This window comes from Citrobacter sp. Cb080, assembly GCF_030334745.1.
GTDB classification, from domain to species: Bacteria; Pseudomonadota; Gammaproteobacteria; order Enterobacterales; family Enterobacteriaceae; genus Citrobacter; species Citrobacter braakii.
Window position 1 is genome coordinate 57,834 of the sequence record NZ_JAOWDG010000080.1, and the last position, 26,692, is coordinate 84,525.

Sequence of the window (26,692 nt, forward strand, 5' to 3'; positions counted from 1 at the left end):
AAACACCATATAATAATTGGATATATCTAATAACAGGAGGTTATATGAGCATTAGTCGGCGTAATTTTTTGCGAGGAGTGGGTATCGGTTGCTCGGCCTGCGCGATAGGCAGTTTTCCGCCTGGCGCACTGGCGCGAAATTCTCCAGAGAGCATTAAGGGGAAAACATCCCTGACGCCAAGCTTGTGCGAAATGTGTTCTTATTGTTGCCCAATACAGGCACAGGTAATTAATAACAAGACAGTTTTTATTCAGGGGAACCCTAATGCGCCTCAACAAGGCACGCGTGTCTGCGCGCGCGGAGGCAGTGGTGTTAGCCTGGTCAACGACCCGCACCGTATTGTTAAACCCATGAAACGCACAGGGCCTCGCGGCAGCGGAGAATGGCAGGTTATTAGTTGGGAACAGGCTTACAAAGAAATTGCCGAAAAAATGACGGCAATAAAAGCGCAGCATGGTCCTCAGGGGGTCGTATTCTCTTCCAAATCCGGTTCGCTTTCGGGTCATTTATTTCAGCTGGCAACGGCGTTTGGATCGCCAAACACCTTTACGCATGCGTCGACATGCCCCGCCGGAAAATCGATTGCCGCCAAAGTGATGATGGGTGGCGATTTGGCTATGGATATCGCCAATACCCGTTATATGGTCTCTTTTGGCCACAATCTCTATGAAGGTATTGAGGTTGCCGAAACGCATGAACTGATGACCGCGCAGGAAAAGGGCGCAAAAATGGTCAGCTTCGATCCCCGTTTGTCAGTTTTCTCCAGCAAGGCGGATGAATGGCATGCGCTCAAGCCGGGCGGCGACTTGCCGGTGTTAATGGCCATGTGTCACGTCATGATTAATGAACATCTGTATGACGCGGACTTCGTTGCACGCTACACCACAGGGTTTGACCAACTGGCAGAAGCAGTACAAGAGACCACGCCGGAATGGGCGCAAAAGCAGGCTGACGTGCCTGCTGATGTCATTGTTCGGGTCACCCGCGAAATGGCCGCCTGTGCGCCTCATGCTATCGTCAGCCCTGGCCATCGCGCGACGTTTTCGCAAGAAGAAATTGATATGCGGCGTATGATTTTCACCCTCAATGCGCTGCTGGGAAATATTGAGCGTGAAGGCGGCTTGTACCAGAAAAAAGCCGCGGCAACCTACAATAAGCTGGCCGGAGAGAAGGTCGCTCCGGTGCTGGCAAAACCTGATGCCAAATTGCCCAAGCCAACGGCGCAGCGCATCGATTTGGTTGCCCCACAATTCAAGTACATCGCGGCGGGCGGCGGCGTGGTGCAAAGCATCATCGATGCCGTGTTAAACCAGACGCCGTATCCGGTGAAGGGATGGATTATGTCCCGCCACAATCCTTTCCAAACCGTGACCTGTCGGCCTGATCTGGTCAAAACCGTCGAACAACTCGATCTGGTGGTCAGTTGCGATGTCTATTTAAGCGAAAGCGCGGCATATGCCGATTATCTGTTACCCGAATGCACCTACCTTGAACGTGATGAAGAAGTCTCTGACATGTCGGGCCTGAATCCGGCCTATGCCCTGCGCCAGCAGGTTGTAGAGCCGATTGGGGATGCGCGTCCGAGCTGGCAAATCTGGAAAGAGCTGGCCGTGCAGTTAGGCCTTGGGCAGTTCTACCCCTGGCAGGATATGCAGACACGGCAGCTGTACCAGCTTAATGGCGATCATGCGCTTTCCGCTGAACTGCGTCAGAAAGGATATCGGGAGTGGGGGATTCCGCTGCTGCTGCGGGAACCTGAAGCGGTGCGTCAGTTTGTGGCGCGTTATCCGGGCGCAGTGGCGGTTGATGGCGACGGTACCTATGGCGAGCAACTGCGCTTTAAATCTCCGTCTGGAAAAATTGAACTCTACTCTGAAGAGCTGGAAGCACTTTTGCCTGGCTACGGTATTCCGCGCGCCCGCAATTTTGCCCTCAAAGGCGACAATGAACTCTATTTTATTCAGGGAAAAGTTGCGGTGCATACTAACGGCGCGACGCAATATGTACCACTGCTGAGTGAGCTGATGTGGGATAACGCGGTGTGGATCCACCCGCAAACGGCCCGTGAAAAAGGCATCAAAAACGGCGATGAGATTTGGCTGGAAAATGCGACCGGTAAGGAAAAAGGCAAAGCGCTGGTTACTGCCGGAATACGACCCGATACGCTGTTCGTTTATATGGGATTTGGCGCCAAGGCGGGAGCTAAAACCGCGGCGACGACGCACGGTATTCACTGCGGTAATTTGCTTCCGCATGTTACCAGTTCGGTTTCCGGTACGGTGGTGCACACCGCTGGCGTCACGCTTCGTCGGGCATGAGAAAGGAGAATATCATGAATCAATCAACAAACCCTTATGTCATGCTGCATGACGAGAAACGCTGTATTGGCTGTCAGGCGTGTACGGTTGCCTGCAAGGTATTGAATGACGTGCCGGAGGGATTTAGTCGCCTACAAGTGCAGATCCGTTCACCCGAACATGAACCCGAGGTGCTGTCCCACTTCCAGTTTGTTCGCGTTTCCTGTCAGCATTGTGAAGATGCGCCGTGCGTCAGCGTCTGTCCTACCGGTGCTTCATTTCGTGACGAAAATGGCATTGTGCAAGTGGATAAGTCTCGCTGTATTGGCTGTGACTACTGCGTTGCCGCTTGCCCGTTCCATGTCCGCTACCTCAACCCACAAACGGGGATTGCCGACAAATGTAACTTCTGCGCCGATACTCGCCTGGAGGTCGGACAATCGCCAGCCTGCGTTTCCGTTTGTCCGACGGATGCGCTGAAATTTGGTCGTCGCGATGACCCGGAAATTCAGCACTGGATTAATCAAAAAGAGGTTTATCGCCAGCAGGATACGCGTAGCGGCCCGGTGAGTGTCTATCGGCGTAAAGAGAGCCATCAGGAGGGTAATGTATGAATTCTATCTGGGGAGCAGAGCTTCACTATGCGCCGGACTACTGGCCGCTGTGGCTCATTTATGCAGGCGTTATTATTGTGCTGATGATTGCGGGTCTGGTCACGCACGCGCTGTTACGTCGGATGCTGGCGCCCAAAACGGCAACCGGGGAAGAGCATCGGGACTACCTTTATTCGCTGGCGGTCCGCCGCTGGCACTGGGGTAATGCGCTGCTCTTTATCCTGCTTCTGCTGAGCGGCCTGTTTGGCCACTTTTCTGTCGGACCGGTGGCCTTAATGGTGCAGGTACATACCTGGTGTGGCTTCGCATTGCTGGCCTTCTGGATTGGCTTTGTGTTAATAAACGCAACCAGCGGTAACGGCTGCCATTATCGCGTGAAATTTAGCGGGTTGATATCACGCTGCCTGCTGCAAACACGCTTTTATCTGTATGGCATTATGAAAGGTGAGCCGCACCCGTTTGCCGCAACGGCAGAGGACAAATTTAACCCGCTGCAACAGCTGGCCTACCTGGCCATCATGTACGCCCTGGTTCCACTACTGATCATCACCGGGTTGCTATGTCTCTACCCGCAGGTGGTAGGGGCGGGGCCGGTGATGCTGGTGCTGCATATGGCATTAGCGATTGTGGGCTTACTGTTCATCTGCGCGCATATTTACCTGTGCACGCTGGGTGACACACCGGGGCAAATTTTTCGCAGTATGATCGATGGTTATCACCGCCATCGCAGTCATCACGCAGAGACCGCGCCGCGTAAAGGGTAGTTCCTGCGAGGTTTGTCTCTGAAACCCTTTCCTGATAGCAAGAAAATGTGCCTTATGTCACATTTTCTTGCAATTTATCCATGTTTGTTCGACAGAACTTCCGTAAAAAGAACGGCTATTTCTCCCTTTCCTGAGGACATGCTGTTGAAACGCCGTTTGTTTATTGCCGCTTCACTATTAACGATGAGTTTTTCGCCCGCCTGGGCGAGCGATGCCGTGAGCTTCGCCCCACAACCTCCTGCGATTACTGCCGGGGCATGGGTGTTAATGGATTACACCACGGGCCAAATCCTGACAGCCGGTAATGAACACCAGCAGCGCAATCCTGCCAGCCTGACGAAACTGATGACTGGCTATGTTGTCGATCGCGCAATTGACAGCAAGCGTATTAGTCCGACAGATATTGTCACCGTCGGGCGCGATGCATGGGCAAAAGATAATCCGGTATTTGTCGGTTCATCCTTGATGTTCCTGAAAGAAGGGGATCGCGTTTCGGTACGCGACCTCAGTCGTGGGTTAATTGTTGATTCCGGTAATGATGCCTGCGTGGCACTGGCGGATTACATCGCTGGAGGGCAGCCGCAGTTTGTCGCGATGATGAACAACTATGCGCAAAAACTGAACCTGCAGGACACCCATTTTGAAACGGTACATGGTCTGGATGCGCCGGGTCAGCATAGCTCGGCGTACGACCTGGCTGTGCTGTCCCGCGCTATCATCCACGGGGAACCGGATTTCTACCATATGTACAGTGAGAAAAGCCTTACCTGGAACGGCATCACACAGCAAAACCGTAACGGTTTGTTGTGGGATAAAACTATGAACGTAGATGGCCTGAAGACAGGGCATACGTCCGGTGCCGGGTTTAACCTGATTGCTTCCGCCGTCGATGGTCAGTGCCGCCTGATTGCGGTGGTGATGGGCGCGGAGAGTGCGAAAGGGCGCGAAGATCAGGCGCGTAAACTGCTGCAATGGGGGCAACACAACTTCGATACAGTGCAGGTTTTGCGTAGCGGTAAGCAGGTTGGCACTGAACGCATCTGGTATGGCGATAAAGAAAAAATCAGCCTCGGAACCGAGCAGGATTTCTGGATGGCCCTGCCTAAAGCAGAAGTCCCTAACATCAAAGTAAAATATGTCCTTGATAAGAAAGAGCTGGTTGCTCCCATCGCTGCGCATCAACGTGTGGGGGAAATTGAACTCTACGATCGGGATAAGCTGGTGGCACATTGGCCTCTGGTTGCGCTGGAATCCGTCGGCGAAGGCGGCGTTTTCTCGCGTCTGAGCGACTATTTCCACCACAAGTCGTAGTTTTTCCTGATGCGTCTGACTGGCAAGAGTGCGAATCTGCTCACATAATAATCACTATTTCCTTGTGGCCGACATAGCCAGAAATTACACTGTATATAAATACAGTGTAACAGTGGAGGTTGTATGGAGTACGAGATAAAGCTGGTCGAAAAACGCATGATTGCCGGTTTCCATATGGTTGGACCGTGGGAACAAACGGTGAAGCAGGGGTTTGAGCAATTAATGAAGTGGGTCGACGGTAAACAGATTGTGCCGTTGGAATGGATTGCTGTTTATTACGACAACCCTGATGTTGTTCCTGCGGAAAAATTGCGCTGTGATACCGTGGTTTCTGTGCCTGAAGGTTTTGAAATCCCGGAAAACAGCGAAGGGGTGATCCTCACCGAACTGGCGGGTGGCGACTATGCTGTCGCTGTTGCGCGCGTTGAGAATCACGATTTTGCGACGCCTTGGTATCAGTTCTTCGAGCGCCTGTTGCAGGATACAACTTATACGATAGCCGCTAAACCCTGCTTTGAAGTTTATATGAACAATGGCATGGAGGACGGTTACTGGGACATTGAAATGTACGTGCCAGTGCAGACGAAGTAACTGTTTGGGGTGTAAATCAGGATGATCTTTTCACGCTAAAAACAGGTACAATTCGCTTCTTTGCTATTCCCTGACGGAGTGCATGAGTGCGTGCAGACAAATCGCTGAGTCCTTTTGAAATTCGTTTGTATCGTCATTATCGTGTGGTGCATGGTATTCGCATTGCGCTGGCGTTTCTCCTTACTTTTCTGTTGGTACGCCTGTTAAACATTCCCGAAGGTACATGGCCTCTGATCACGCTGGTGGTGATTATGGGGCCAATATCTTTTTGGGGTAACGTTGTTCCCAGGGCCTTTGAACGTATAGGCGGCACGATCCTGGGCTCGGTCCTGGGACTGGTTGCCCTGCGTCTGGAACTCTTCTCGCTGCCGTTAATGCTGATATGGTGCGCGGTAGCGATGTTTCTCTGCGGCTGGTTGGCGCTGGGTAAAAGGCCGTATCAGGCGCTGCTGATTGGCATAACGCTTGCCGTGGTCGTGGGTGCGCCTGCCGGAGATATGAATACCGCGTTATGGCGCGGCGGTGATGTTATTCTGGGGTCGTTACTGGCGATGCTGTTTACCGGCATCTGGCCGCAGCGGGCATTTATACACTGGCGTATCCAACTGGCGCATTGCGTAACGGGGTACAATCGGGTGTATCAGGCCGCGCTATCCCCCAATCTGCTCGAGCAACCGCGGCTGGAAAAGCATTTACAACAACTGTTGAGCGACGTTGTCAAAATGCGTGGGCTCATCGCTCCTGCCAGCAAGGAAACCCGCATTCAAAAGTCGATCTTTGAGGCTATTCAGACGGTGAATCGCAATCTGGTCTGCATGCTCGAGCTGCAAATTAATGCGCTGTGGGCCAGCCGTACCAGCCACTTTGTCATGTTGAATGCGCATACGCTGCGTGAAACTCAGCTCAGGACCCAGCAGGCACTACTGACAATAACCCACGCCTTGTATGAAGGTAATCCGCAGCCAGTGCTTGCCAATACGGAAAAGCTCAATGACACCGTAGCAGAGCTGCGTCAGCTTATTGCTGAGCATAAAGGCGATAATGTCGCAGAAACGCCCATTCACGGCTACGTTTGGTTGAACATGGAGATGGCTCGACAGCTGGAGTTACTCTCACATTTAATCTGTCGCGCACTGCGCAAATAAAGAGCAGATGAGGGGATTGGTTCTACTGCTGCTTCGATTCAGCAAAGATTAGAGGTATGATACTGAAAAAGGCTAAAACCATTGGTAACTGCAATGGCTTTACCCTCGATAACTCAGGTTTCAACCATGCATTGTCGATGCAGATGCAACTTGAAGTATGGCGGGCATGAAAGTAATGTTGACCCACTTTAGCCGTTGTTTTAACGAATCCGAATCTCACATTATCAGGGGTGTAAAAATGGAAACTACCAAGCCTTCTTTCCAGGACGTGCTGGAATTTGTTCGTCTGTTCCGTCGTAAAAACAAACTGCAACGTGAAATCCAGGACGTTGAGAAAAAGATCCGTGACAACCAGAAACGCGTTCTGCTGTTGGACAACCTGAGCGACTACATCAAGCCTGGTATGAGCGTGGAAGCGATTCAGGGCATCATTGCCAGCATGAAAAGCGATTATGAAGATCGTGTTGATGACTACATCATCAAAAACGCAGAGATCTCTAAAGAACGCCGCGATATCTCTAAAAAGCTGAAAGCCATGGGCGAAGTGAAAAACGGCGAAGCGAAAGCCGAGTAACGATTTTATGCTTGTCCGGGTCGCTGCCGTGCGGCGACCCTTATTGCAGTTCGACCCCGCCCGTTACCATGCGTAACAAATGCTGTTCTGGCCAGTGAATCGTAAGTTTTTTCTGCGTCAGCATCCATTTAATGTAATCCACATCATGACGATTTCTGTCCAGCATCAGTCCGACTACGCTGCCGCTGTGCGCGACGTTGACGCCGTATAAATCACATTCTTCCACCAGCGCTAATAGTGAATCAAAATCCGGCTTTGGTAACAGCAATTGGCTGGCGATTGCGCTAAGCGTAGCCGCTTCTCCCAACCGGTAAGGATTTTGGCTAATACAGGCTTCCTGTACTTTTTCCCATGCCCGTTGGAGGGCCGCAGCTCCCGCCTGCAAGCCGGAATGACGTGGAATACGGTGATAATCCGCGGTACGCAATGTTTCAGGGCTTTCGAGAACCAGCAGATCGAGTTGAGGCTGAGCTTCACAACCAATTTGCGTGGAAGCGTTGTTATGATCGAAAAGGGTTAGCTTACGAAAAACGGTGCTGTCGGTTGGCTCCAGAGAAACGCAAAGCTGTGCCAGTGTTGGCTCGTCCAGTTGATGACCCAGATAATGCGCTGCGGCGATGGCCGTGGCGGCAATATCCGCAGTGCTGCTGGCCATTCCTTTCGCGATGGGAATGGTTGACTGAACATCTATCCGGATATCCTGACTGAGATGCGCCGGGTACTGCCAGTGCTGTAATAACCTGTCAACCATTGCCCGAGAAAGTGGACGTTCATCTGTCAGCGGTGAGCCTGAAGTGACCTCAACGGTGCTATACCATTCGACCGGGCAGGAGACCAGTTTCTCACTGCCCAGAATCCAGCCCTGGATAAGTTCTCCGCACGATGCGGGACATTGCGCAACAGCCACGTCTTCACCTTTGTGTTCAGCAATCCTCGGCGCATAGTGTCATGGCGATCGCGCTATTACCATGATTTGCCGCAATTTGCGGTGCGGCAATATCAGGCGGGAATGCCCAATGTCACAGTTTCTGATATCGCTAAACGCATAACGTCCTGGGCTATCATCAGCTCTTCATTGGTATTAATCACCGCCACTTTAACCACCGCATTTTCCGTTTGAATAAAGGTGGCGTTACGCTGATTTTTTTCTTCATCAACGGCCAGACCTAAGAAATTCAGGTTGTGGCAAATCGCGGCGCGAGCACGCGCTGAATTTTCACCAATTCCCCCGGTAAACACCAGCGCATCCAGACCGCCCATCTGCATAATATAGCTGCCAATAGTGGCGCGAATCCGCTCGGCAAAAAGCGTCAACGCCAGTGCTGCCTGGTGATTGCCCGTATCTGCGGCATGTTCAACGTCCCGGTAGTCGGGTGAAACACCAGAAACTCCGAGTAATCCGGACTCATTGTTGAGCAATTGGTTGAGCTGCTGCGGGGTTTTGCCTTCACGCAGGGCAATCCACGGCAGAATGGATGGATCAATATCGCCACTTCGCGTGCCCATCATTACGCCAGACTGCGGCGTAAATCCCATGGAGGTATTCACCGAGTGTCCGCCTTTGATAGCGCAGATGCTGCTGCCGTTGCCCAGATGACAACAAACAACCCGCAGGGCGCTGAGCGGTACCCCCAGCTTTTCAGCAAGCTGAGCGCTGACATACTTGTGGCTGGTACCATGAAAACCATAACGACGAATACCCAGCTCTGAGTAGTAGCGCCAGGGCAGGGGATAAATGAAAGAAGGCTCATCAAGGGTCTGATAAAAAGCCGTGTCAAAAACCGCAACGGCTGGCGTTTTCGGCAGTAGCTGGCGAAATATCGCAATCCCCAACGCATTAACCGGGTTATGAAGCGGTGCCAGTTCCGCAAGGCGTTCGATTTCCGCCAGTGTATCATCGGTTACCCGTGCGGAATCTTTGAAGGATTCTCCACCGTGTGCGACGCGATGGCCTACGCCGTCGATCTCTTCCAGACTGCTGATAATATTGTGGCTGAGCAGTTTTTCCAGTAGCAGCGTTACTGCTTCACGGTGATCGGCTACGGGCAAAGTCTCCTGCCATTTTTGCGCTGGTGCTTTTAGGGTGACCTGCGCATCAGACATACCGATACGCTCGATCAGTCCCTGGCAAATCATTTCACCCTGCGGCATCGCCAGGAGCTGAAACTTAAGCGAGGAACTGCCTGCATTAATGGCCATTATTTTGTGAGACATGAAGGTTCCTTTGCATTCAGAAAAATGAACATCTCATCGACCCCGGTATTCTCCAGCGCGCTGGTGACAAATACTTGTTGCGCGCCAGCCTGAACTAACCAACTCTCCACGAGAGAAATACGCTGCGGGCTGGCTAAATCGGCTTTGGTGACGAGGCCGATAACGGGTCGGTTCATCGGGCCAGTAAAACCTGGAGAAAAAGGTGACCACGGCGCGTCAGCATTGAGAACCAGCGCGATGATGTCTGCTTCACAGGCGCTGGCCAGCAGCGCGCTGTACAGGCAGCGGTTTTCGAGATATTCACCCGGAGTGTCTATCGTTGTGGGAGACCAGACAATGGCCTGGGTCTTCTGATAATGAAGCGCCTCTCCCCGCATGCACTGCGTGAGTGACGTTTTACCGCACTGGCTGGGGCCAATTAGCATTATGCGTTTCATGAGATTATGTCCGGGTGATAGGACAGGCGGTAAAACGCATCATTTCGCCCAGCGTCCGGGTTACCTGTTTCAGCGCGTACTCAACGGCGGAAACATCGCCCGTCAGTACCACAGCGCCGGTAAAACGGTCGAGAAAACCAATCTCTACCGCCCCGGATTTCGTGGCGATATCACAGGCGATGATTGAGGCTTCGCTGGGGGTAATCGTCAGAATACCGATTGCGGAAACCGACTCTGGTAATCCCAGTTTCTTGAACAAATCTTTACCCGGATTAGCGATAAGATGCGCCAGCGTAACCTGCTTGCCAGGAACATATTCCTGAATCATACGATCCGTGGTGGGTTGTCTTTCCATTATCCCTCCACCATCTGTCGCCACATGCTTTCATGCGGACGAGGGATGACCGAACGGTAAACCAACAGACCTTTTTCACCTGCACTTTCACTGGCAACTGTCACTGCGTTATTCACATCAGACACATCGCCAGCGACAACCATGTAGCACTTGCCGCCAATACCAAATGCCATATGGACGCGTACCAGCGTGACATTGGAGGCTTTAACCGCACGGTCGGCGGCACAGATGCAGGCCGCAACGCTCCATGTTTCAACAATGCCCACGGCCTGACGCTTATCCACGCTGTTAAGTCCACTGATCGCAGGAAGTACGCTGGCGTGAATGTTGGGTAGTACCAGACTATCAACGAGCATATCGCCAGCAAGAGAAGTTCCGGTGGCGATCGCCTGTTGTACTGCGCCTACGTCACCACCGAGCATGAGCAGAAATTTACCCGGGCAGATGGTCTTGCTGACAAGTAAATTCACATTCGCGCTTTTTAACATGGCATCGCCCGCTTCCATTCCTTTGGCAATGCTGGTGAGTTCTAAAATCCCTATAGCCTGAGACATGATTAACCTCTTATTACCGTGATGGATTGCTCAGTAATTTCGCTGACAATACCGTCAATACTGGCGTGGACAGGTGCCCCTAATGCACCGGACGGCACATCGGCAACGCATTGACCGCGAACAACGTGTTCGCCCTGCAGTACACATGGGATGGCGCTGGCACCAATATGCTGGCGTAGCAACAGCGTCGTTTTATCCGTGGGATAATCAGTCTCAGTCAGTGGCGCATCGTGATACCAGTCGCTAAGGCCCAGTTTGGTAATAAGGCGCTTCACCGGAATAAGCCGATACTTCGCCATTTCATCCTCAGGATTTAACGGCCCTTCATAACGATGGTTGAGCGCCCGTAGCTCGCGTTTAAGCATGCGGTTAATTCGCATCGGTGAAATCCCAACCGGACAGGCTACGCTTTCACATACATTGCATTCTGAACAGGTCAGGGCCGTGAGCAGTAACTGCGGTGTGGCCGCCTGCTGATAATTAACCGCGCGAACCAGCAGGTGCGGCGATAATTCATGGCCGATCAAATGTCTTGGGCACAAATCCGTACACAAACGACACTGCTCGCAAACGGTTTTTGCGACGGAAAGCACGGTGCGTTCATCCTGCATCCGCCGCTGAATCAACGCATGAGACTTTGGTAAAACCAGCAGTCCCCCGGTGGTCTTGCTGACTGGGGTATCCAGTGAGGTAATCAGGCCGCCCATCATCGGGCCACCGTTAATAAAACCGGGATCGTCAACGGTAGCACCACCGGCCAGCGCCAGAACCTCACGTAAAGACATTCCGATAGGGACGGTAAGAGTGATTGGTCTGGCGACCGCGCCGTTAACGGTCAGGGTACGACGCGTAACCGGGTATTGCTGCTCAACGGCTCTGGCGATGTTGAGTACAGTCTGGACCTTATTGACCACCACGCCGACGCTGACCGGCAGCGCGGCAGGCGGAACTCTCCGGCCCGTTGCCATCCAGATGGTCAAAACCTCGTCACCAGCCGGGTAGACATCAGGCAAAATATGTAAGCGGATCCCGGCAGGCAGAAGGGGCGTTAACGCATTGATAGCCTTTTGATATTTCTCTTTGAGCGCAATAATACCGGCCCTGGCCCGGGTAGCCGTCATGGCATATTGAACGCCACGGATAAGTCGCTCAGCCTGAACGGCCATCAATTGCTGGTCAACTTTCAGCATCGGTTCACATTCTGCCGCATTGACCAGAAACGTATCGACCTGCGCCTGTAATTTTACGTGAGCAGGAAAGCCTGCGCCTCCGGCCCCGACAACACCCGCTGCGCGAACGCGTTCGCGAATTGTCTGCGCATCATAAAGCGTGGACTCTGCCGTCATGGCTGTCTTCATAATAATTCCTCAAGCAGTTCCTGCATGGCGCTGGCGTCGGCAACACGAGGATTGGTTTGCAGCGTGACATCAGCCAGCGCGGCCTGAACCATCGACGGTATACGTTGTGACCAGGCTTGCTTTCCGTCTTTAAGCGCGTCAGCAAAAGAAGGTAACGCACACTGTTTTTTGAGTAGCTCTATATGACGAATTAGCGCATTCAGTGCCGCCGTATCGTTCGCGTTATCCGGACATAGGTGGCAGGCTTTAGCGAAACGGGCATAGCGCTTCGCAGCCCGCGGATCGCGGGCATTAAAATGAATGACATGGGTCAGCAGCAGCGCATTGGCAAGTCCGTGGGGCAGATGAAACTGGCCGCCCAACTGATGGGCAATCGCATGATTGATACCCAGACCAGCCTGACTGAATGCCATTCCCGCGAGCGTTGACGCGTTGTGCATTTTTCCTCTGGTTGCCAGGCAGTCGCCTTTGCTGACGGCGACAGGCAGGTACTGGAAGACGATTTGTGCCGCTTTTTCAGCCAGCGCATCGGTGAAGTCGCTGGCCTTCGTGGATACGTAAGCCTCCAGCGCATGCGTTAATACGTCCATGCCGGTATTCGCGGTTATGGCTGGCGGAACGCTGACGACCAGCGTCGGATCAAGGATGGCCATGTCCGGATAAAGCGCATTATTAAATAATGGATACTTAATGCCTTTATCCGGATCGCTAATCACGCAGGCGCTGGTCACCTCCGATCCCGTGCCGCTGGTGGTGGGAATTGCAACGCAGGTTTCAATCTCAATACCGAACTGTCGGCTGAACCAGACGATGGCTTTTGCGGCGTCCAGTGCAGAGCCACCGCCAAAACCAATTACGACGTCCGGTCGTAGGGACTGCATTTGCGCAATCCCTTGTACTACCGTGCTAATGGTGGGATCGGGGGTGATATCGCTGAAAATGCTGATGCGGTTATCCGCTGGCAGCGCGTCGCGCAGCTTTTCAATCAGGGGAGAACGCGCGAGAAAACCATCGCAGATAATCCAGATATGCTTATTCGTGAAGCGCTTAAGCACATCCAGGCTTCCCTGGCCGCTGTACAATCGAGTTTGCAGTGAAAAGCTTTTCATAACGGCCCCATTAGCGAATAGAAAAACCGTTTGTCAGCACGCAACGACGAGAGCGTGCGAAAGTGCGCGCAGATGTCGTTCCTTCGCCGGTCGGCGTTGCGATGGTGAAGGTGGTAAAGCCTTCACCACCAACGCCAATCCCAGCATAAGAGGGGCCATTTTTCACAAAAATGGAGGTCTGAAGCGTGCGCGCGGCAAGGTTCAGACGTGACACATTTTGCGAATGCATAATGGCGGTGTGATGCAATCCCTCTTCAACCTTCAGGGCCAACGTTAACGCGCTGTCAAAATCGCTCACCGTTACGATGGGGAGCATTGGCATCAGTTGCTCGCTGGTAACCCATGGGTCGTCAGCCTTGACGATACCTATCAGTAATCGAGGTGCTTTTGCCGGAACCGGTATTCCCGCGGCTTCCAGTAAGGTTGCCGGGCTTTTCCCTACCAGTTGTTTATTGGCTATTCCTTCTGGCAGACAAACTGCGCGCAGTTTGTCTGTCTCTTCGCTATTGAGTCGCATTGCGCCAAAAGACTGCATTTGTTGAACCAGTCGTTCGGCAACGGCATCAACAACAATCAGGCTCTTCTCAGCAATGCAGGGGAGGTTGTAATCAAAGGATGCGCCATTAATGATATCTTCCGCCGCCTTAACCAGGTCGGCTGTTTCATCAACAATGCAGGGAGGATTGCCTGCGCCTGCGCCAATGACTTTTTTCCCGCTTTTTCATGCCCATAGCAACAATGCCTGGACCACCGGTAATCGCCAGAACTGCGATTTTAGGGTGCGCCATCATCTGCTGGGTAGCCTCAAAAGTGGGTTCTGTGACCGTGACGACAAGATTCCGAATCCCGCAGCAGCGAAAAGCAATATCTTCAATCATGGTAATCAGCTTCAGTGAGACCGCTTTTGCACCTGGATGTGGGCTAAAATAAACGCTATTTCCCGCAGCCAGCATACTGATGCTGTTGTTAATAATGGTTTCCGTCGGGTTGGTGCTGGGGGCGACGGAACCAATCACGCCAAAGGGTGAATACTCGAATAACACCATGCCGCCGTCACCGGTAAGCGCCGTAGTGGTGAGATCTTCGATACCCGGGGTATTATCCAACGCAGCTTTATTTTTAAGGAACTTATCCTCTTTGTTGCCCATTCCCGTTTCGGCAGCGCTTTCAGCAGCCAATGAAGCAAGGTGAGGCGTCAGCTCTTCTCGCAGGGCGTTAATGATGGCGCTGCGGGTTTTCAATGGACATTGCTGATAACGCAGAAAAGCCTGATGAGCGGCATCGATCGCTTCGCTAACGGACGGAAAAATTCCATTACCCTTAACTTCTGCTTTGGCCGGGGCAAGTTGCTCACTCAAAATGTTACGAATAAGGGTTTCAAGTTCTGAAGTGTTCATTGATGTGTTCTCACGTTAATTGCCGCAATGGCCGTTTCTGCAATGTCCATATCCTGCTCAACGCTTCCCCCGCTGATGCCAAGACCCCCAAGGAGTAACCCCTCACGCCATAATGCGTACCCGCCACCGAAGGTGACGACTTTTCCCTGCATATGGCTTTCCAGACCGTAAAGCGCGGCGCCTGGCTGCACTGCCGATGTCAGCTCATGCGTGGCGGTTTTCATTGCCACGGCGGTCCAGGCTTTTTTCGGTGCCAGTTCGCTACTGACGAGTAATGCGTCAGGCATGCGCCAGGTCACCGTTTGGGTCCCATTCGCATCAACAATGCTGATGACGACCGGAACCTGAAGTTCTTCTGCTCTCGTTACCGCAGCGCGAGTGAGTTGGTGGAGTTCCTGAAAAGACAGAGACATAGCCGGCTCCCTGGTGGCTGATGTACGGATGGCTGCGAGATAACGCTCCGCCACTTTCTGAATAATGTTGTTTTGATGGGCGTCATGATCTTCTGCTCGTGCAAGCGCATATAAGCAGTCGGAGAGGCGATTGATATAACGCATCAGCACGTGTCTGACGGAAATCTCGGTGGAGAGTTCGACCAGTCGCCTCTCTGCGCGGCGGGCCAGCGTGCGGGCAAAGTGCAGACGGCTGGCGGCTTCGCTGCGGCCAGGTAAAATAAAGCTGCGTAGGGGGGGGCACTCTCCCCATCGCGGTATCGATGGCGGCTTCCAGCGCGGCAATTTCTTCTGAGCTGATGTAGCGCTGCTCTGGCGCTGGCTGTTCGCTTTCGCTTGCCAGTTCGGCGCTGAACCAAAAAAGCTGCAGTTGAATGTTTTCGAGTAACTGGCGGTGCTGCGGGTTTTTCGCTGCGCAAACACACAGGCTAAGCGCCGCATTAAGTTCGTCCAGCGTACCGTAAGCCTCGACGCGCGGGTGCGTTTTGCTCACGCGTTGCCCGGTAAAGAGGGCCGTTGTGCCGGCATCGCCAGTGCGGGTATAAATCGCCATAGTTCCTCCTAACGAGAAAGCGTGTCGACAATGCCGACGATAGCCAGATCGATGGCCTCATTAGGGCCGGAAAAAACGTGTCTGGCGCTGGAGCCACTGCTGAGTAATACCAGTTCTCCAGTTCCAGCGCCGACAGAATCAACCGCGACTTCATCTCCACTCACAGGGGACGCGGGAAGCTCTCCGTCCGCACTCACCCGACGTACCAGCAACAGTTTCTTCCCCACCAGTGATGGGGATTTTTGCGTGGAAACCACAACGCCTGTAACCCGTGCCAGATGCATAGCTCACTCCTGCTTAATCAATTGGACATTTCGCGTACCGACTGCGTCCTGAGCCAGAGCCGTCACGACACATCGACGACGTAGCACCAGAACGCCCCCCTTCAGTTGGGCGACGTCGGCATAGCTGAGAAGTTTGTCAGGATGCAAAACGATGATTCGCCCCAGCTCGTCACTGAACTCCAGAGGCAGACGTGCAAGTTTTCTAACGGGGATAGCGGGTAACAATCGGTGTTGTAGTGAAATTTTCACGCGGACTCCGCATGCCAGCGCTTCGTGGATCGTTACCACCGATATGTTGTCCGCGCAGCCCTCGGCAATTTGCTTCAGCAATGGCAGGTCCGCCTGCAGGAGGTGGAGCGACGAGTACTGGCAGCATAATGTCCGTGGTTCGATTTCCCGTAACTGCGCGACGCTAAGCGAGAGCGTGCTTTCCGCGCGTTTTTTTAATCGGGAAACAACCTCCTCGATAATGCGTTGCAGCAGTTCGTTGTTCATCGTGGGCTCACCAGTGTGGCAAATGCCTGCGGATTATCTGCGCCCGCAGCATTGGCTTCGTCGGTATCGATATGCATCTCAAGGCGCATATCCGGCGAAACGCGTACGGCGACGTTATCGAAAATCAGTCGACGTTCATCGCCATTAATGGCAACAGAGACTTTATCGCCATGGGAAACGCGCAGGATTAGGGCATCGAGCGGCGACATATGGATATGGCGTTGGGCGACGATTACCCCGGATGCTAAGTCCAGTTCAGCAAATGGACTGATAAGGCGAACGCCTGGCGTGCCCTCGATACTGCCTGACATCCGTAGTGGAGCAGCAATTCCCAACGTACGAGCGTCGGTACGAGAAATTTCGACCTGACTGGTGCTACGCAGTGGGCCGAGTAAGCGCACATTTTTTAACTGACCTTTTGGTCCCACCAGCGTGACGGTCTGGTCTGCTGCATATTGTCCGGGCTGCAGCAGCTCTTTTTTCTCACTAATAGGGTGATTGGGAAACAAGCGGTCGTAATCTTCAGCGCATAGATGAATATGACGATTAGAGATCCCTAGCGGAATAGGGCGCTCACGCATTTCATCCAAAACTTTGGTGACCGTTGTCTCCAGTTGCTGTTTATCCATCACGCTTCACCTCGTTTGCCTGAGTGCAGACAAAGAGAGCGCGGCTCGCCTTTTTGACGGGGGCAGGCAGGGTCAAGACACAGATTGCAGCTAATCAACTCTGCATCTTGTGGCGCTTCGGGCGCTGCATGGTCCTCAGGGATCTCTTCATGTGGTACGACCGGTGTCGGGGCGGGCACTGGCTCAGACTCAGACTCCGGGGTGACGCTATGTGACAGAATGCCATCCCCTGGTCTGGATATGACTTTGTGAGCCACCAGTCCATCTCGCTGGTCAGCGAAACTGACACCGGTGGAAATGGCCGCCTGGACGGAGGCCACATCCCCGATTATCTTGATCACCATCCAGCCTGAACCGTTGGTTTTTTCGAGGCCCACCAGCGTGATGGAGGCGGCTTTCGCCATGACGTCCGCGCAACTGATGGCTAATGCCAGACCACTAACTTCAAGTAATCCCAGTGATTGCTTCACGCTGTGCTCCTTGGTTGCAACGACTTATGCGGATTTAGGTAAAATGGCTTCAACGTCGCTGTGCGGACGCGGGATAACGTGGCAGGATTTCACCTCGCCAACGGCGTTTGCTGCAGCGCTTCCTGCATCTACGGCAGCTTTCACTGCGCCGACATCGCCGCGAACCATAACGGTGATAAGGCCTGAGCCGATTTTTTCGTAACCAACCAACTGCACGTTTGCGGATTTCACCATGGCATCAGCGGCTTCAATAGCGCCGACGAGCCCTTTTGTTTCAACCAGTCCCAGTGCGTTATTCATACTGCTTTTCTCCTGTGGGTTATGAGTGGCATTCCCGAAACGGAATGCCTTTAACCAGCCGCGCAGCGTTATTACCAATGCTGCGTCGGGCGTGGTTATCTTGTTGATACGTCAGCGTAAATAGTGGCGCTGATGTGGGTAAGTTTTTATAGTGCACGACCAGTTTTTCGCGACTGCAGCCAATGCCAACCAGCAGCGGCGAGTGGCAAGCCGCCAGCCATGCGTTGTGGATAACGTCAGTTGACGGGCTCTCCTGAATCACAAAGGGGATCCCTTCTTCTTCAATACCCAGCAACACATCACTCCAGACGTCAATGCAGTCAGCAGTGGCGAAGATAACGATGGCTGGCGTGGTGAGATTACTTTCCATGAGCGAATGCCTTGTACCAGGAGAGAATCAGCCCTGTCGCGACCGCGTTGCGCGGACCTTCGGTGCCACGAATGTTGCCGCGCCCGGCAACCAGGCGATAGTGTGCCAGCGCATCGGTGACCAGTTGCGGAACTTCAAAGTCCAGGGATGAGCCGCCAACCAGCACCACAAAGGGAATATCCCGAATGTTCCCGGTCGGACTCACCTGACGTAGCGCTCTGAGTGCGTTGGTGACGAAAACGCGTTCCTTAGCGCTGCGGCGAATGGCCCGGACTTTCTCCAGCGCCAGTTCGCCTGGCAGTGGCACCAGTTCATCGGGTTTTACTACGCATACGCGGGCAAAAACCGTTGGCGGGAGAGGTGTAGGGAAGAACTGGACGCTGCCATCTTCGTGGCGAAGATGGAACAAGCTCTCGACTTTCGCCAGCGGGTACTTTTTGATCTCTTCAGCGAGATAACGGTCTTCCAGCCCCAGTTCACGGGCAATAATCATCGTGACCATATCGCCCGCACCCGCCAGGTGCGTGGCAATAATTTCGCCTTTCGGGTTGATGATGGAGGCATCGGTCGATCCTGCACCGAGGTCCAGAATAGCCAGTGGCCGCGTCGTGCCGGGGGTGGTTAAGGCCCCCAGAATGGCAGCTTCGGCTTCGGCGCCGCCAACCTGGACGTCAATGTTGAGCTTTTGCGTGATTTCCTGAGCAATCATCGCCATTTGCAGGCGGTCTGATTTCACCATGGAAGCAATGCCGACAGCTTGTTCCAGCGAGAACTCACCGGCTAGCCCGCCGGTCACGCTGACGGGAACCGAGGTATCGACTGCCAGCAGGTCCTGAATAAAAATTTCGTGGCTGGGTTTGTTGGTTAATTCAGCCATTGTCTGGCGCACATGCTCCAGCATGCCGCCAATATTGGTGCCAGCCTCTCCGGTGACGTTATCCAGTTTCGGGCATTCGCCAACCGCTTTCATAATCGCTTCAGCGCCAGCTGCAACGTCGACCCGTACGGTACGACCCTGCGACTGTAGCTCCAGATTTCCGGCAGGAATGGCTCGTGCTTTCACATCACCTGACGGTGTTTTCACAACCACGGCAGAACGGTTGCCAATCAGCGCCCGCGCCATCGGGACAATGTTTTTAGTCTCGTCGGCGTTGAGGCCAAAAACGGTCGCAATCCCGTAAGGGTTAGAAAGCGTTTCAATGACTTTTCCTGGAATTGCGACCTCAATGGCAGCCAGCATACCTAACGGGATGCGGTCGATATGAAGGACTTCATCGACGATAGGCAGGGGGTGGGTCAGACGATTACTGACCAACACGCCATCGTCCTGCTGCAAAATAACGCCAGTTAACTGGTATCCGGCGCGGACGGAGGCATTAATCATCGTGGCGACATCGGCGAAATCAAATGCCGATGACACCACCAGAATATAGGGCGTATCCGCCGGACGGCTGAGCAGGTCTTCCGGCGTAATAGTGACGCCAACGCCTAATCCGACGCCGCCCGGCGTTTTAGGGTTATGGCCGATCATGGTGGATTCAGTGATGATGGTTTCGGTTATCGTTTCCATCGCGACGTCACCAATGACCGGGGTGGCTTCGTTAATGCGGATGAGCGAAATATCGCTGACATTGATACCGGCATTTTTTGCTGCCAGCGAAAGTGCCTCCTGAATACCAAACACATTACGTAATGTGCCTTTAATTCCGGTGGTTTCTGCCAACGCGCTGCCGGTGATGCTCAGTGCGCCAGACTCATCGAGGGTAGCCAGAGCGACTTCCGTTGATGAGTTGCCTATGTCAATGCCAGCTATATATCGCATGATCCTGTCCCTGAGTTAGTCGTCGCCTTTGAGTTTTTTACGCTCAACGTACAGCGCTGCCGCTTCACGAACGAAAGCTGCACAGATCTTTGCCTGATAACGATTTTCGAGATCGTCGGCGATGGCCATCAGCTCGTCTTTCGTTGAGCGGTATGGGCGCAGCGCGTTGTAGATCTCAAGAATGCGATCGTCAGGTACAGCGGTTAGCTCAGCTGCACGCTCGAAGTTCATCGCCAGTCTGTCACGTCCGGCATCTTTGGCGATTTCCGCCTGAAGGCGCAGCGTTTCAGGGGTGATGCGCATGTCCTGCGCCGTCACTTTGTTGCTCAGAACATTTTCGAGCGTGAAGTCATCCAGAGTTTTGTTGGTTGCGGTTTTTACCCACTCAGGATGTTTATTCGCGAGAGGGTAATCCGTGACTTTCGCGGTATGTGCTGATGAACTCGCCGCGACCGGCGTCGCGGACTCGCCTTGCAGGCTGTTCATCCGGCTTAGCACATCCCGAACCATCGATTCAATTGCGTCGGTATTCATGGAGTTATCCTTTATCAAAGCGCCACGCGCAGTTCCTGCGGGTTTTTGCCCGTCACGACGTATTTGGTCTCTTTAATGTGCAGAATGGCCGATTTCGCTTGGTACTTAGGACGAGCCATCTGGTCATTCAGAGTAGGGACCGGTTGCGGAGATTCACGCTTGGCATAACGCGCGGCGTTTTTACCGATCTGACGATAGGTTTCCAGCGTCAGAAGTGGTGCCTGAGGGAACAGCTCCAGGTTAGAAAGCGGCGGTAACCCCTGCTGGTGGATTACCGTGGTGCCTTTTGACTGGATGCCGATAGAGATCCCGGAACCGCTCAGACGGTTACCTTCCACGGCGACAAATGCCACATCGGAGGATTTAAAGCAGCGGATAACGCGCGCTTTAATGCCTTCTTCTTCAATACCCGCAATCACTTCGCGCAAGATGTTCTTATGCGGGATCCCTACGATATTGACGGTTTGCGACAGTCCAAACGCGGGACCTACGGCAATAATCACTTCGTCCTGCTGCTGGCCTTGTTTGGCTTCGCCAATCTCGGTCAGAAAGCTGTCGCCCTGCGCCGCTGCAGCCTGTGGTGCGCTAGCCGCTGTCGATGCGCGGAATGAGACGGGTTTGTCGCTGGTTTGCATTTCAGACAGTACGTCTTCAATTATCTGGCGCAGCAGCTTTTCATTGATTTCCATTTTTCACCCCTTAGCCAAGTTCGTTGGGATCAAGTGCGCCAGGGATGTTTTTGATCTCTTCCCAGCGTTCGCCTTGTAGGCGATAACCTGTTGCCGGACCGGCATAGTCATTGACGTCATTTACTGCGGATAGCACCTGTCCGTCGCCAACGATAATGGCGGAGGTATGCAGATAATCCCCGGTTAACTTGGCTTTCTGGATGTTGAGCATGTCCTGAGCGACATCGGTAAACCCGCCCTGAGCAAGGGCTTTCACCACTTCCAGACCGTTACGGTTTTTATTGATGATCTCTTGCGCAAACTTAATGTCTTCAACGATGTTTCGCTCCGGCATATCTTTCGAACCGTGGGCGTAAGTCGCCGCTTCCACTTCTTCATCAGTGATTGGCGGTAATCCCATCCCGGCAAAGACGGCCTGCAGTGCACGTGCCGCTTTATTACGAATGGCGATAACGTCTTCTTCACGAACCGGACGCAGACCCCCATCTACCTTGAGGTCTCGCTGGAGAACGTTGTAGTCGTCAAAATCTTCGGCATCCTCGTTCGAACCCGCAAACATGTTGTCGTAGTTCGGCACAGCGGAATAACCGGAAGAGATGAAGTCAGTACCCGGCAGGAACTGCATCAGCAGGCGGGCAGTACGACGCATATCCGAGTGGGTAAAGGTTTGGTCGTTGCTGGAGGCACACTCCAGATCCAGGGAGGAACAGATCAGGTTTTCAGCTAACACCGCACGAATGCCTGACGGCACAGCGGAAGGCACGCCGATGCAGCTTACTGAACCATTTTGTAAACCCTGTACGCCAGCGGCTTTGGTGATGTAAATACAGCGGGCTTCAAGGTAAAGCATCGATTTACCTTCGGCGTAACCCATCTGAACTTCTGAGCCAGAACCGGAGGTAAAGCGCATTTTCAGACCGCGTGAGGCGTAGGAAGAGGCGAGGAAACCTTTCGACCATGGCGTGTCATCGCCGTCGGTAAAGACGGGTTCAGTACCATAAACAGAAATGGTTTCCGCATAACATGTGTGGCCTAACATACCGAGTTTAAGTTCGGTCGCTTCTTCCAGCGAGCACTGGGTTAATACGCCAGGGCGCCCAACCTGTGAGCCGACTAACAGCGCAATGGCGTTAAAGGGTGCATAACGCGCAACGGCAACCGTCGTTTCCTGTTCGTCAAATCCGCGCCAGGCGCCTTCAGCCGCATCAGCGGCAATCTGCACTGGATTATCTTTAACGTTAGTGACGTGCGCCTGCTGAGACGGTGTACGACGAGCACGCATTTTCTGCATGGCCATCATCATCTCAACGACGTTCATATGGGACACCACTTCGACAATTTTTGCCGGGGTCATTGCGGTAGTCAGCGGCACAATGTCTTTGCGCTTCACGTTAGGATCGCAAAGCATATTGGCAAGTTTGACTGAGTCCATCGCCATGACTTCTTCAGCGCGCGCCAGGTTAATGCCATAGCGGGCAATGAAATGGTCAATTAAGTCAAATTCACTGGCGGATTTGCCGTCCAGTTCTGTGACTGTACCGTTGACGATTTTAATCGACGGTTTAGGGTCGTTCGGGCTTTCCATCGCAATGAAGCCTTCTTCGATCCACTCCTTAACGAAGCCATCCTGATTCACAGGGCGCTTCGCCAGTGCTTCAAATCTTTTCGATCTCATGAATCAGCCTCACTGATATCAGATGTAGGACGGACGATCGTTTTTCGGTTCTGAGCCGAGGGTCCCGAGTACGGTTTTACCGATTTCGCGGGCGGAGATAACGGCCTGACGCACAGCGCCGGAATCGCCTGAAATGACCAGAATGGCTTCGTTACTGAAGCTGGTGCCATGGGCAGGGGAGCTGTAGGCCACAACTTCCACGTTGGCGGATTTCAGCGCAGTATCAGCCATCAGGACACCAACGGATGCCGGGGCGCCGACGATCACGCCACAGGCACGGCCAATCGGTGCACCAAAGGCTTTTTCCAGCGCGTAGCTGGCGCGTGCGGTGTATTGCATCTCGATGTGACCGGCTTCGTTGGCATACACATCGCCAAAGGTGCGATCCAGTTCTTTCAGCGCAACCTCAATTCCGCGTTTCACGTCGGAAACATCGTTGCCGCCGAGAATAATCAGCGAACCGTGACCCGCGCCGCCTTTGGTATCACGTGGCAACTCAATACTGACGACTTCAGTATTGGTGGCTTTTACCGCTTCATCTGCGGCCATGATGTGCGGGCCTGCACCAGTACGCGCGCCAAGGATGCCAATGGAGCGATACCGTTTTTCAAGTTTCATTGCGTCCAGTAGGGCGCTGTCCACGTTGGCGATTACCAGACCGACGGTGTCGCCAATCGCAGTACCGACAAACTCCGTTAAACTGCAGCTTTTCTCTGCCATAGCCGTTTCTCGTGTTGGAGGATTATTTTCAGGGATAGCCTGCTGTTCCGGCGTTGCCACGCGAGCAATCACCTGCGCCATGATCTGATCAACCAGCTCATTGCTGCTCATTAGCTAATTCCCTTCGGTAAGATTTTTTCTACATCGGTGTGAGGGCGTGGGATGACGTGTACGGCTTTCACTTCTCCCACATTACGTGCTGCGGCGGCACCTGCATCTGTTGCTGCTTTGACTGCGCCAACATCGCCGCGGACAATGACTGTTACCAGCCCCGAACCAATTTTTTCGTAGCCGACCAGCATTACATTGGCTGACTTCACCATTGCATCTGCGGCCTCTATGGCTGCAGTCAAGCCTTTGGTTTCTACCATTCCTAACGCTTCTTGTTGCATAAAGACCTCGCCTGGGTTGTCCCGATGTTCATGACTATAAAAAGAAGCGAGGAAAAAGAATGGCTGACTTGAAATTGAGAGTGAAAAAATAATAGAGCTAAGGTGATATAAAATTGCTATTAATTATTTTAACTTGTTGTTTTTAATGGATATATTAAATCTTATTGATATGATTATTTAGTTATGTCAGTTCCACATTTACACTTTTTCTGGTGACATTATAAATATCATTTGCTATGCGAAAAAAATGAAATTGTGATGGTGGTTTGAAAACGGATTTCTGCTAATAGCAATATTTTATTGTTTTGAAAATGTCCGTGTAATACGCGAAATCCCGATTGTCTCTAATGTTTTAATAAAGTGCGTAGCAAGAATTTGCTATTGCGCCACGATTTTAAAGGGCAAGCTATCCGCAGAATGCCAACAATTTGCTGATACGGCCTTTTATAGTAAGCCTCGAAGTATTCTACTTGCCAGTAAGGAGTCCGCTGGTAAAGACACGAACTCTGCTTAGAAGGTGTCACAATGAACGATTCACTAAAAGCGCAATGCATTGCTGAGTTTTTGGGTACCGGGCTATTTTTGTTTTTTGGTATTGGCTGCCTGAGCGCTCTGAAAGTCGCAGGTGCCAGCCTGGGATTGTGGGAAATCTGCATCATTTGGGGTCTGGGGATCTCGCTTGCAGTCTACCTGACAGCCGGGATCTCTGGCGCGCATCTCAACCCTGCTATCACCATCGCACTGTGGCTGTTTGCCTGTTTTCCGGGGCGCAAAGTTTTACCTTACACTGTGGCGCAGGTCGCGGGGGCCTTTGGTGGCGCTTTGCTGGCTTATTTGCTCTACGGCAGTTTGTTTACCGAGTATGAGTCGGCCCACCAGATGGTGCGCGGCAGTCTGGAAAGCCTGCACCTTGCCAGTATTTTTAGTACTTATCCTGCGGCGGCGCTCAGCGTCTGGCAGGCAGCGTTGGTCGAAGTGGTGATTACCTCCATTCTTATGGGGATGATCATGGCGCTGACTGACGACGGTAACGGCGTTCCTAAAGGTCCGTTGGCACCATTGCTGATTGGTATTCTGGTTGCTGTTATCGGCGCATCCACCGGTCCGCTCACCGGATTTGCGATGAATCCGGCGCGTGATTTTGGTCCTAAATTGTTTGCCTGGATGGCCGGATGGGGAGATGTTGCGATGACCGGCGGGCGTGATATCCCTTATTTCATTGTACCGATTGTGGCCCCTATCATCGGCGCGTGCGCGGGTGCAGCAATTTATCGTTATTTGATTGGCAAAAATTTACCGTGTAATACGTGTAAGCTGGACGAAAATGAGAGCTAGCTTCACAGAAGAAGTTTATTTTTGAAAAGTAAAAACTGTTTTCGTGATCCGGTATCCTGAACTGCCCAAAAAGTCTCCCAAGAATGGGAGACTTTTGTTATGTTCAATTACGACTTTCATCAATGCTCAGGATGGCAGGGTGAAAATGAATGTGAATAATATGTTTTATTTATAACAATAAATTAACTGAGAGGTTTTATCATGATTTCTGCGAGTGCCCTGAACTCAGAACTCATTAATAAAATCGCACAGGATTTTGCGCAGGCCACCAGTCTGGCCGTTGTGGTTGTCAATATTCACGGTGATGAAATTTCTGAGCTTTTTAATTTCACCCCTTTTTGCCAGTTGATGCGCCAGCATCCTCAGCACAGTACCCGTTGTCGTATGAGCGATCGCTGTGGAGGGCTGGAAGCCTCTAAATCCGATCAACCCTGCATCTATCGCTGTCACGCCGGACTTACCGATTTCTCAATTCCGCTGGTCATTGCGGGGCACCTCGTAGGGTTTGTGCTTTGTGGCCAGGTACGCTTAAGTAACGATGTTGGTTTGGTTGATATTCTGAATGTAGATGACCGCTGGCAAGCCGATCCCGAATTGGTCAACGAGTTTCGTAATGTACTGGAAATGGACTATTCGCGAGTCATCGCCTCAGCGGATCTGCTGAAGCTCATCGTAGAAAATTGCCTTAAGAAACAACTAAATTTTGTGGTTATCAAAGATAACCCGCAGCAGTCAGAGCCGGTACGCGCTAACCGCAGCACCAATCCTCATGACAGCAAAATGAAAAAAGCACTGCGCTATATTGATGCGCATTTATCAGACGAATTGCGTCTGGAGGATGTCGCCTCTCATGTTTACCTTAGCCCTTACTATTTCAGCAAATTGTTCAAAAAATATCATGGTATCGGTTTTAACGCATGGGTAAACCAGCAGCGAATGGCCAGTGCAAAAGAGCTGCTTTGCCACAGTGACTGGAGCATAGCCAGCATTGCGCGTAATTTAGGATTTTCGCAAACCAGTTATTTTTGCAAAGTTTTTCGTCAAACGTATCAGGTCACGCCGCAGGCATTTCGCCAACAAATAAATGTCATTTCACGTGGCGAATCCGCTTAAATGGCAATATTTTGCTATTGCCGATTTTTGATATAGGGCGCTATGCCAGTCATTATAAAATGAAAAGTAGCGACAGCAGTCAATAAATTGTCATAGCGCAACAAAATATTAGTATTAGAGGGATAAACTGCACCAGTTT

General features: G+C 52.4%; 29 protein-coding genes and 2 pseudogenes. 9 read left to right on the forward strand and 22 right to left on the reverse strand.

Features of this window, described 5'->3' with window-relative positions:
* Positions 1 to 44: 44 nt before the first annotated feature.
* From phsA to OGV38_RS19085, 7 genes are all read left to right on the forward strand, one after another.
* Positions 45 to 2,318: a thiosulfate reductase PhsA gene (gene phsA / locus OGV38_RS19055; protein ID WP_181500256.1), complete on the forward strand. Its 2,274-nt coding sequence runs from the start codon at positions 45 to 47 to the stop codon at positions 2,316 to 2,318.
* A 14-nt stretch (positions 2,319 to 2,332) separates the two neighbouring features.
* On the forward strand, positions 2,333 to 2,911 hold the full coding sequence (phsB, locus tag OGV38_RS19060; protein WP_019077108.1) for a thiosulfate reductase electron transport protein PhsB: 579 nt from the start codon (positions 2,333 to 2,335) through the stop codon (positions 2,909 to 2,911).
* Positions 2,908 to 3,675 carry a thiosulfate reductase cytochrome B subunit gene (gene phsC / locus OGV38_RS19065; RefSeq protein ID WP_019077107.1) on the forward strand — a complete coding sequence of 256 codons (768 nt, stop codon included), beginning with the start codon at positions 2,908 to 2,910 and terminating at the stop codon, positions 3,673 to 3,675. Before phsB ends, phsC begins: the two co-directional genes overlap by 4 nt.
* A 138-nt stretch (positions 3,676 to 3,813) precedes the next feature.
* Positions 3,814 to 4,986, forward strand: coding sequence for a serine-type D-Ala-D-Ala carboxypeptidase DacD (gene dacD, locus OGV38_RS19070; protein WP_286474451.1), 1,173 nt, complete (start codon positions 3,814 to 3,816; stop codon positions 4,984 to 4,986).
* Positions 4,987 to 5,109: 123 nt separating this feature from the next.
* Positions 5,110 to 5,577 carry a DNA gyrase inhibitor SbmC gene (gene sbmC, locus OGV38_RS19075; RefSeq protein ID WP_016156886.1) on the forward strand — a complete coding sequence of 156 codons (468 nt, stop codon included), beginning with the start codon at positions 5,110 to 5,112 and terminating at the stop codon, positions 5,575 to 5,577.
* A gap of 86 nt (positions 5,578 to 5,663) precedes the next feature.
* The gene (locus tag OGV38_RS19080) at positions 5,664 to 6,722 is read left to right on the forward strand and encodes an FUSC family protein (protein WP_016156885.1); all 1,059 of its coding nucleotides are present in this window, start codon (positions 5,664 to 5,666) and stop codon (positions 6,720 to 6,722) included.
* A 238-nt stretch (positions 6,723 to 6,960) separates the two neighbouring features.
* Positions 6,961 to 7,296 (forward strand): DUF496 family protein, encoded by a 336-nt coding sequence (locus tag OGV38_RS19085; protein WP_003834176.1) that lies wholly within the window; start codon positions 6,961 to 6,963, stop codon positions 7,294 to 7,296.
* A gap of 40 nt (positions 7,297 to 7,336) precedes the next feature.
* Here OGV38_RS19085 and OGV38_RS19090 read toward each other — a convergent pair whose 3' ends face one another.
* The 22 genes and pseudogenes from OGV38_RS19090 to pduA form a co-directional block, all read right to left on the reverse strand.
* Positions 7,337 to 8,203, reverse strand: coding sequence for a GHMP family kinase ATP-binding protein (locus OGV38_RS19090; RefSeq protein WP_046275680.1), 867 nt, complete (start codon positions 8,201 to 8,203; stop codon positions 7,337 to 7,339).
* 92 nt (positions 8,204 to 8,295) lie between these two features.
* Positions 8,296 to 9,510, reverse strand: coding sequence for an acetate/propionate family kinase (locus OGV38_RS19095; RefSeq protein ID WP_286474453.1), 1,215 nt, complete (start codon positions 9,508 to 9,510; stop codon positions 8,296 to 8,298).
* Positions 9,495 to 9,947: a propanediol utilization protein PduV gene (gene pduV / locus OGV38_RS19100; protein ID WP_046275682.1), complete on the reverse strand. Its 453-nt coding sequence runs from the start codon at positions 9,945 to 9,947 to the stop codon at positions 9,495 to 9,497. Before pduV ends, OGV38_RS19095 begins: the two co-directional genes overlap by 16 nt.
* A gap of 4 nt (positions 9,948 to 9,951) precedes the next feature.
* Positions 9,952 to 10,302: a propanediol utilization microcompartment protein PduU gene (pduU, locus tag OGV38_RS19105; protein ID WP_016156881.1), complete on the reverse strand. Its 351-nt coding sequence runs from the start codon at positions 10,300 to 10,302 to the stop codon at positions 9,952 to 9,954.
* Positions 10,302 to 10,856 (reverse strand): propanediol utilization microcompartment protein PduT, encoded by a 555-nt coding sequence (pduT, locus tag OGV38_RS19110; RefSeq protein ID WP_003030201.1) that lies wholly within the window; start codon positions 10,854 to 10,856, stop codon positions 10,302 to 10,304. The genes pduU and pduT overlap by 1 nt, the downstream gene beginning before the upstream one ends.
* 2 nt (positions 10,857 to 10,858) lie before the next feature.
* Positions 10,859 to 12,214, reverse strand: coding sequence for a cobalamin reductase PduS (pduS, locus tag OGV38_RS19115; protein ID WP_286474455.1), 1,356 nt, complete (start codon positions 12,212 to 12,214; stop codon positions 10,859 to 10,861).
* Positions 12,211 to 13,323, reverse strand: coding sequence for a 1-propanol dehydrogenase PduQ (locus OGV38_RS19120; RefSeq protein ID WP_016156879.1), 1,113 nt, complete (start codon positions 13,321 to 13,323; stop codon positions 12,211 to 12,213). The genes pduS and OGV38_RS19120 overlap by 4 nt, the downstream gene beginning before the upstream one ends.
* Before the next feature lie 10 nt (positions 13,324 to 13,333).
* Positions 13,334 to 14,720, reverse strand: a pseudogene (gene pduP / locus OGV38_RS19125) (CoA-acylating propionaldehyde dehydrogenase PduP).
* A complete protein-coding gene (locus OGV38_RS25000) occupies positions 14,717 to 15,133 on the reverse strand; it encodes a GlcG/HbpS family heme-binding protein (RefSeq protein ID WP_353622397.1) in 417 nt (138 codons plus the stop codon). The pseudogene pduP and the gene OGV38_RS25000 overlap by 4 nt, the downstream one beginning before the upstream one ends.
* 153 nt (positions 15,134 to 15,286) lie before the next feature.
* Positions 15,287 to 15,725 (reverse strand): annotated as a pseudogene (locus tag OGV38_RS25005) (ATP:cob(I)alamin adenosyltransferase); the annotation flags it as partial.
* 8 nt (positions 15,726 to 15,733) lie between these two features.
* Entirely contained in the window at positions 15,734 to 16,009 is a 276-nt protein-coding gene (locus OGV38_RS19135) for a EutN/CcmL family microcompartment protein (RefSeq protein WP_003030211.1), read from the reverse strand.
* 3 nt (positions 16,010 to 16,012) lie between these two features.
* Positions 16,013 to 16,504, reverse strand: coding sequence for a microcompartment protein PduM (gene pduM / locus OGV38_RS19140; protein ID WP_103283964.1), 492 nt, complete (start codon positions 16,502 to 16,504; stop codon positions 16,013 to 16,015).
* Positions 16,501 to 17,133: a phosphate propanoyltransferase gene (locus OGV38_RS19145; protein WP_016153533.1), complete on the reverse strand. Its 633-nt coding sequence runs from the start codon at positions 17,131 to 17,133 to the stop codon at positions 16,501 to 16,503. The genes pduM and OGV38_RS19145 overlap by 4 nt, the downstream gene beginning before the upstream one ends.
* Positions 17,133 to 17,603: a BMC domain-containing protein gene (locus tag OGV38_RS19150; protein WP_169330005.1), complete on the reverse strand. Its 471-nt coding sequence runs from the start codon at positions 17,601 to 17,603 to the stop codon at positions 17,133 to 17,135. The genes OGV38_RS19145 and OGV38_RS19150 overlap by 1 nt, the downstream gene beginning before the upstream one ends.
* Positions 17,604 to 17,627: 24 nt before the next feature.
* A complete protein-coding gene (gene pduJ / locus OGV38_RS19155; protein WP_181500258.1) occupies positions 17,628 to 17,903 on the reverse strand; it encodes a propanediol utilization microcompartment protein PduJ in 276 nt (91 codons plus the stop codon).
* Positions 17,904 to 17,922: 19 nt separating this feature from the next.
* Positions 17,923 to 18,273, reverse strand: coding sequence for a glycerol dehydratase reactivase beta/small subunit family protein (locus OGV38_RS19160; protein WP_181500259.1), 351 nt, complete (start codon positions 18,271 to 18,273; stop codon positions 17,923 to 17,925).
* On the reverse strand, positions 18,263 to 20,095 hold the full coding sequence (locus tag OGV38_RS19165) for a diol dehydratase reactivase subunit alpha (protein WP_019077098.1): 1,833 nt from the start codon (positions 20,093 to 20,095) through the stop codon (positions 18,263 to 18,265). Before OGV38_RS19165 ends, OGV38_RS19160 begins: the two co-directional genes overlap by 11 nt.
* A gap of 15 nt (positions 20,096 to 20,110) precedes the next feature.
* A complete protein-coding gene (gene pduE, locus OGV38_RS19170) occupies positions 20,111 to 20,629 on the reverse strand; it encodes a propanediol dehydratase small subunit PduE (RefSeq protein WP_016153529.1) in 519 nt (172 codons plus the stop codon).
* Positions 20,630 to 20,643: 14 nt separating this feature from the next.
* Positions 20,644 to 21,318, reverse strand: a complete 675-nt coding sequence (pduD, locus tag OGV38_RS19175) for a propanediol dehydratase medium subunit PduD (protein ID WP_003844241.1) — start codon at positions 21,316 to 21,318, stop codon at positions 20,644 to 20,646.
* 10 nt (positions 21,319 to 21,328) lie between these two features.
* Positions 21,329 to 22,993, reverse strand: coding sequence for a propanediol dehydratase large subunit PduC (gene pduC, locus OGV38_RS19180; RefSeq protein ID WP_003030249.1), 1,665 nt, complete (start codon positions 22,991 to 22,993; stop codon positions 21,329 to 21,331).
* Positions 22,994 to 23,011: 18 nt separating this feature from the next.
* On the reverse strand, positions 23,012 to 23,824 hold the full coding sequence (pduB, locus tag OGV38_RS19185) for a propanediol utilization microcompartment protein PduB (protein ID WP_016153528.1): 813 nt from the start codon (positions 23,822 to 23,824) through the stop codon (positions 23,012 to 23,014).
* Positions 23,824 to 24,105, reverse strand: coding sequence for a propanediol utilization microcompartment protein PduA (pduA, locus tag OGV38_RS19190; RefSeq protein WP_003030255.1), 282 nt, complete (start codon positions 24,103 to 24,105; stop codon positions 23,824 to 23,826). The genes pduB and pduA overlap by 1 nt, the downstream gene beginning before the upstream one ends.
* A 525-nt stretch (positions 24,106 to 24,630) precedes the next feature.
* On the opposite strand from pduA, the gene pduF reads away from it, so the two are divergent.
* Positions 24,631 to 25,440, forward strand: coding sequence for a propanediol diffusion facilitator PduF (gene pduF, locus OGV38_RS19195; RefSeq protein ID WP_016153527.1), 810 nt, complete (start codon positions 24,631 to 24,633; stop codon positions 25,438 to 25,440).
* Between the two features lie 201 nt (positions 25,441 to 25,641).
* The gene (gene pocR / locus OGV38_RS19200; protein WP_286474466.1) at positions 25,642 to 26,553 is read left to right on the forward strand and encodes a transcriptional regulator PocR; all 912 of its coding nucleotides are present in this window, start codon (positions 25,642 to 25,644) and stop codon (positions 26,551 to 26,553) included.
* The last annotated feature ends 139 nt before the right edge of the window (positions 26,554 to 26,692 follow it).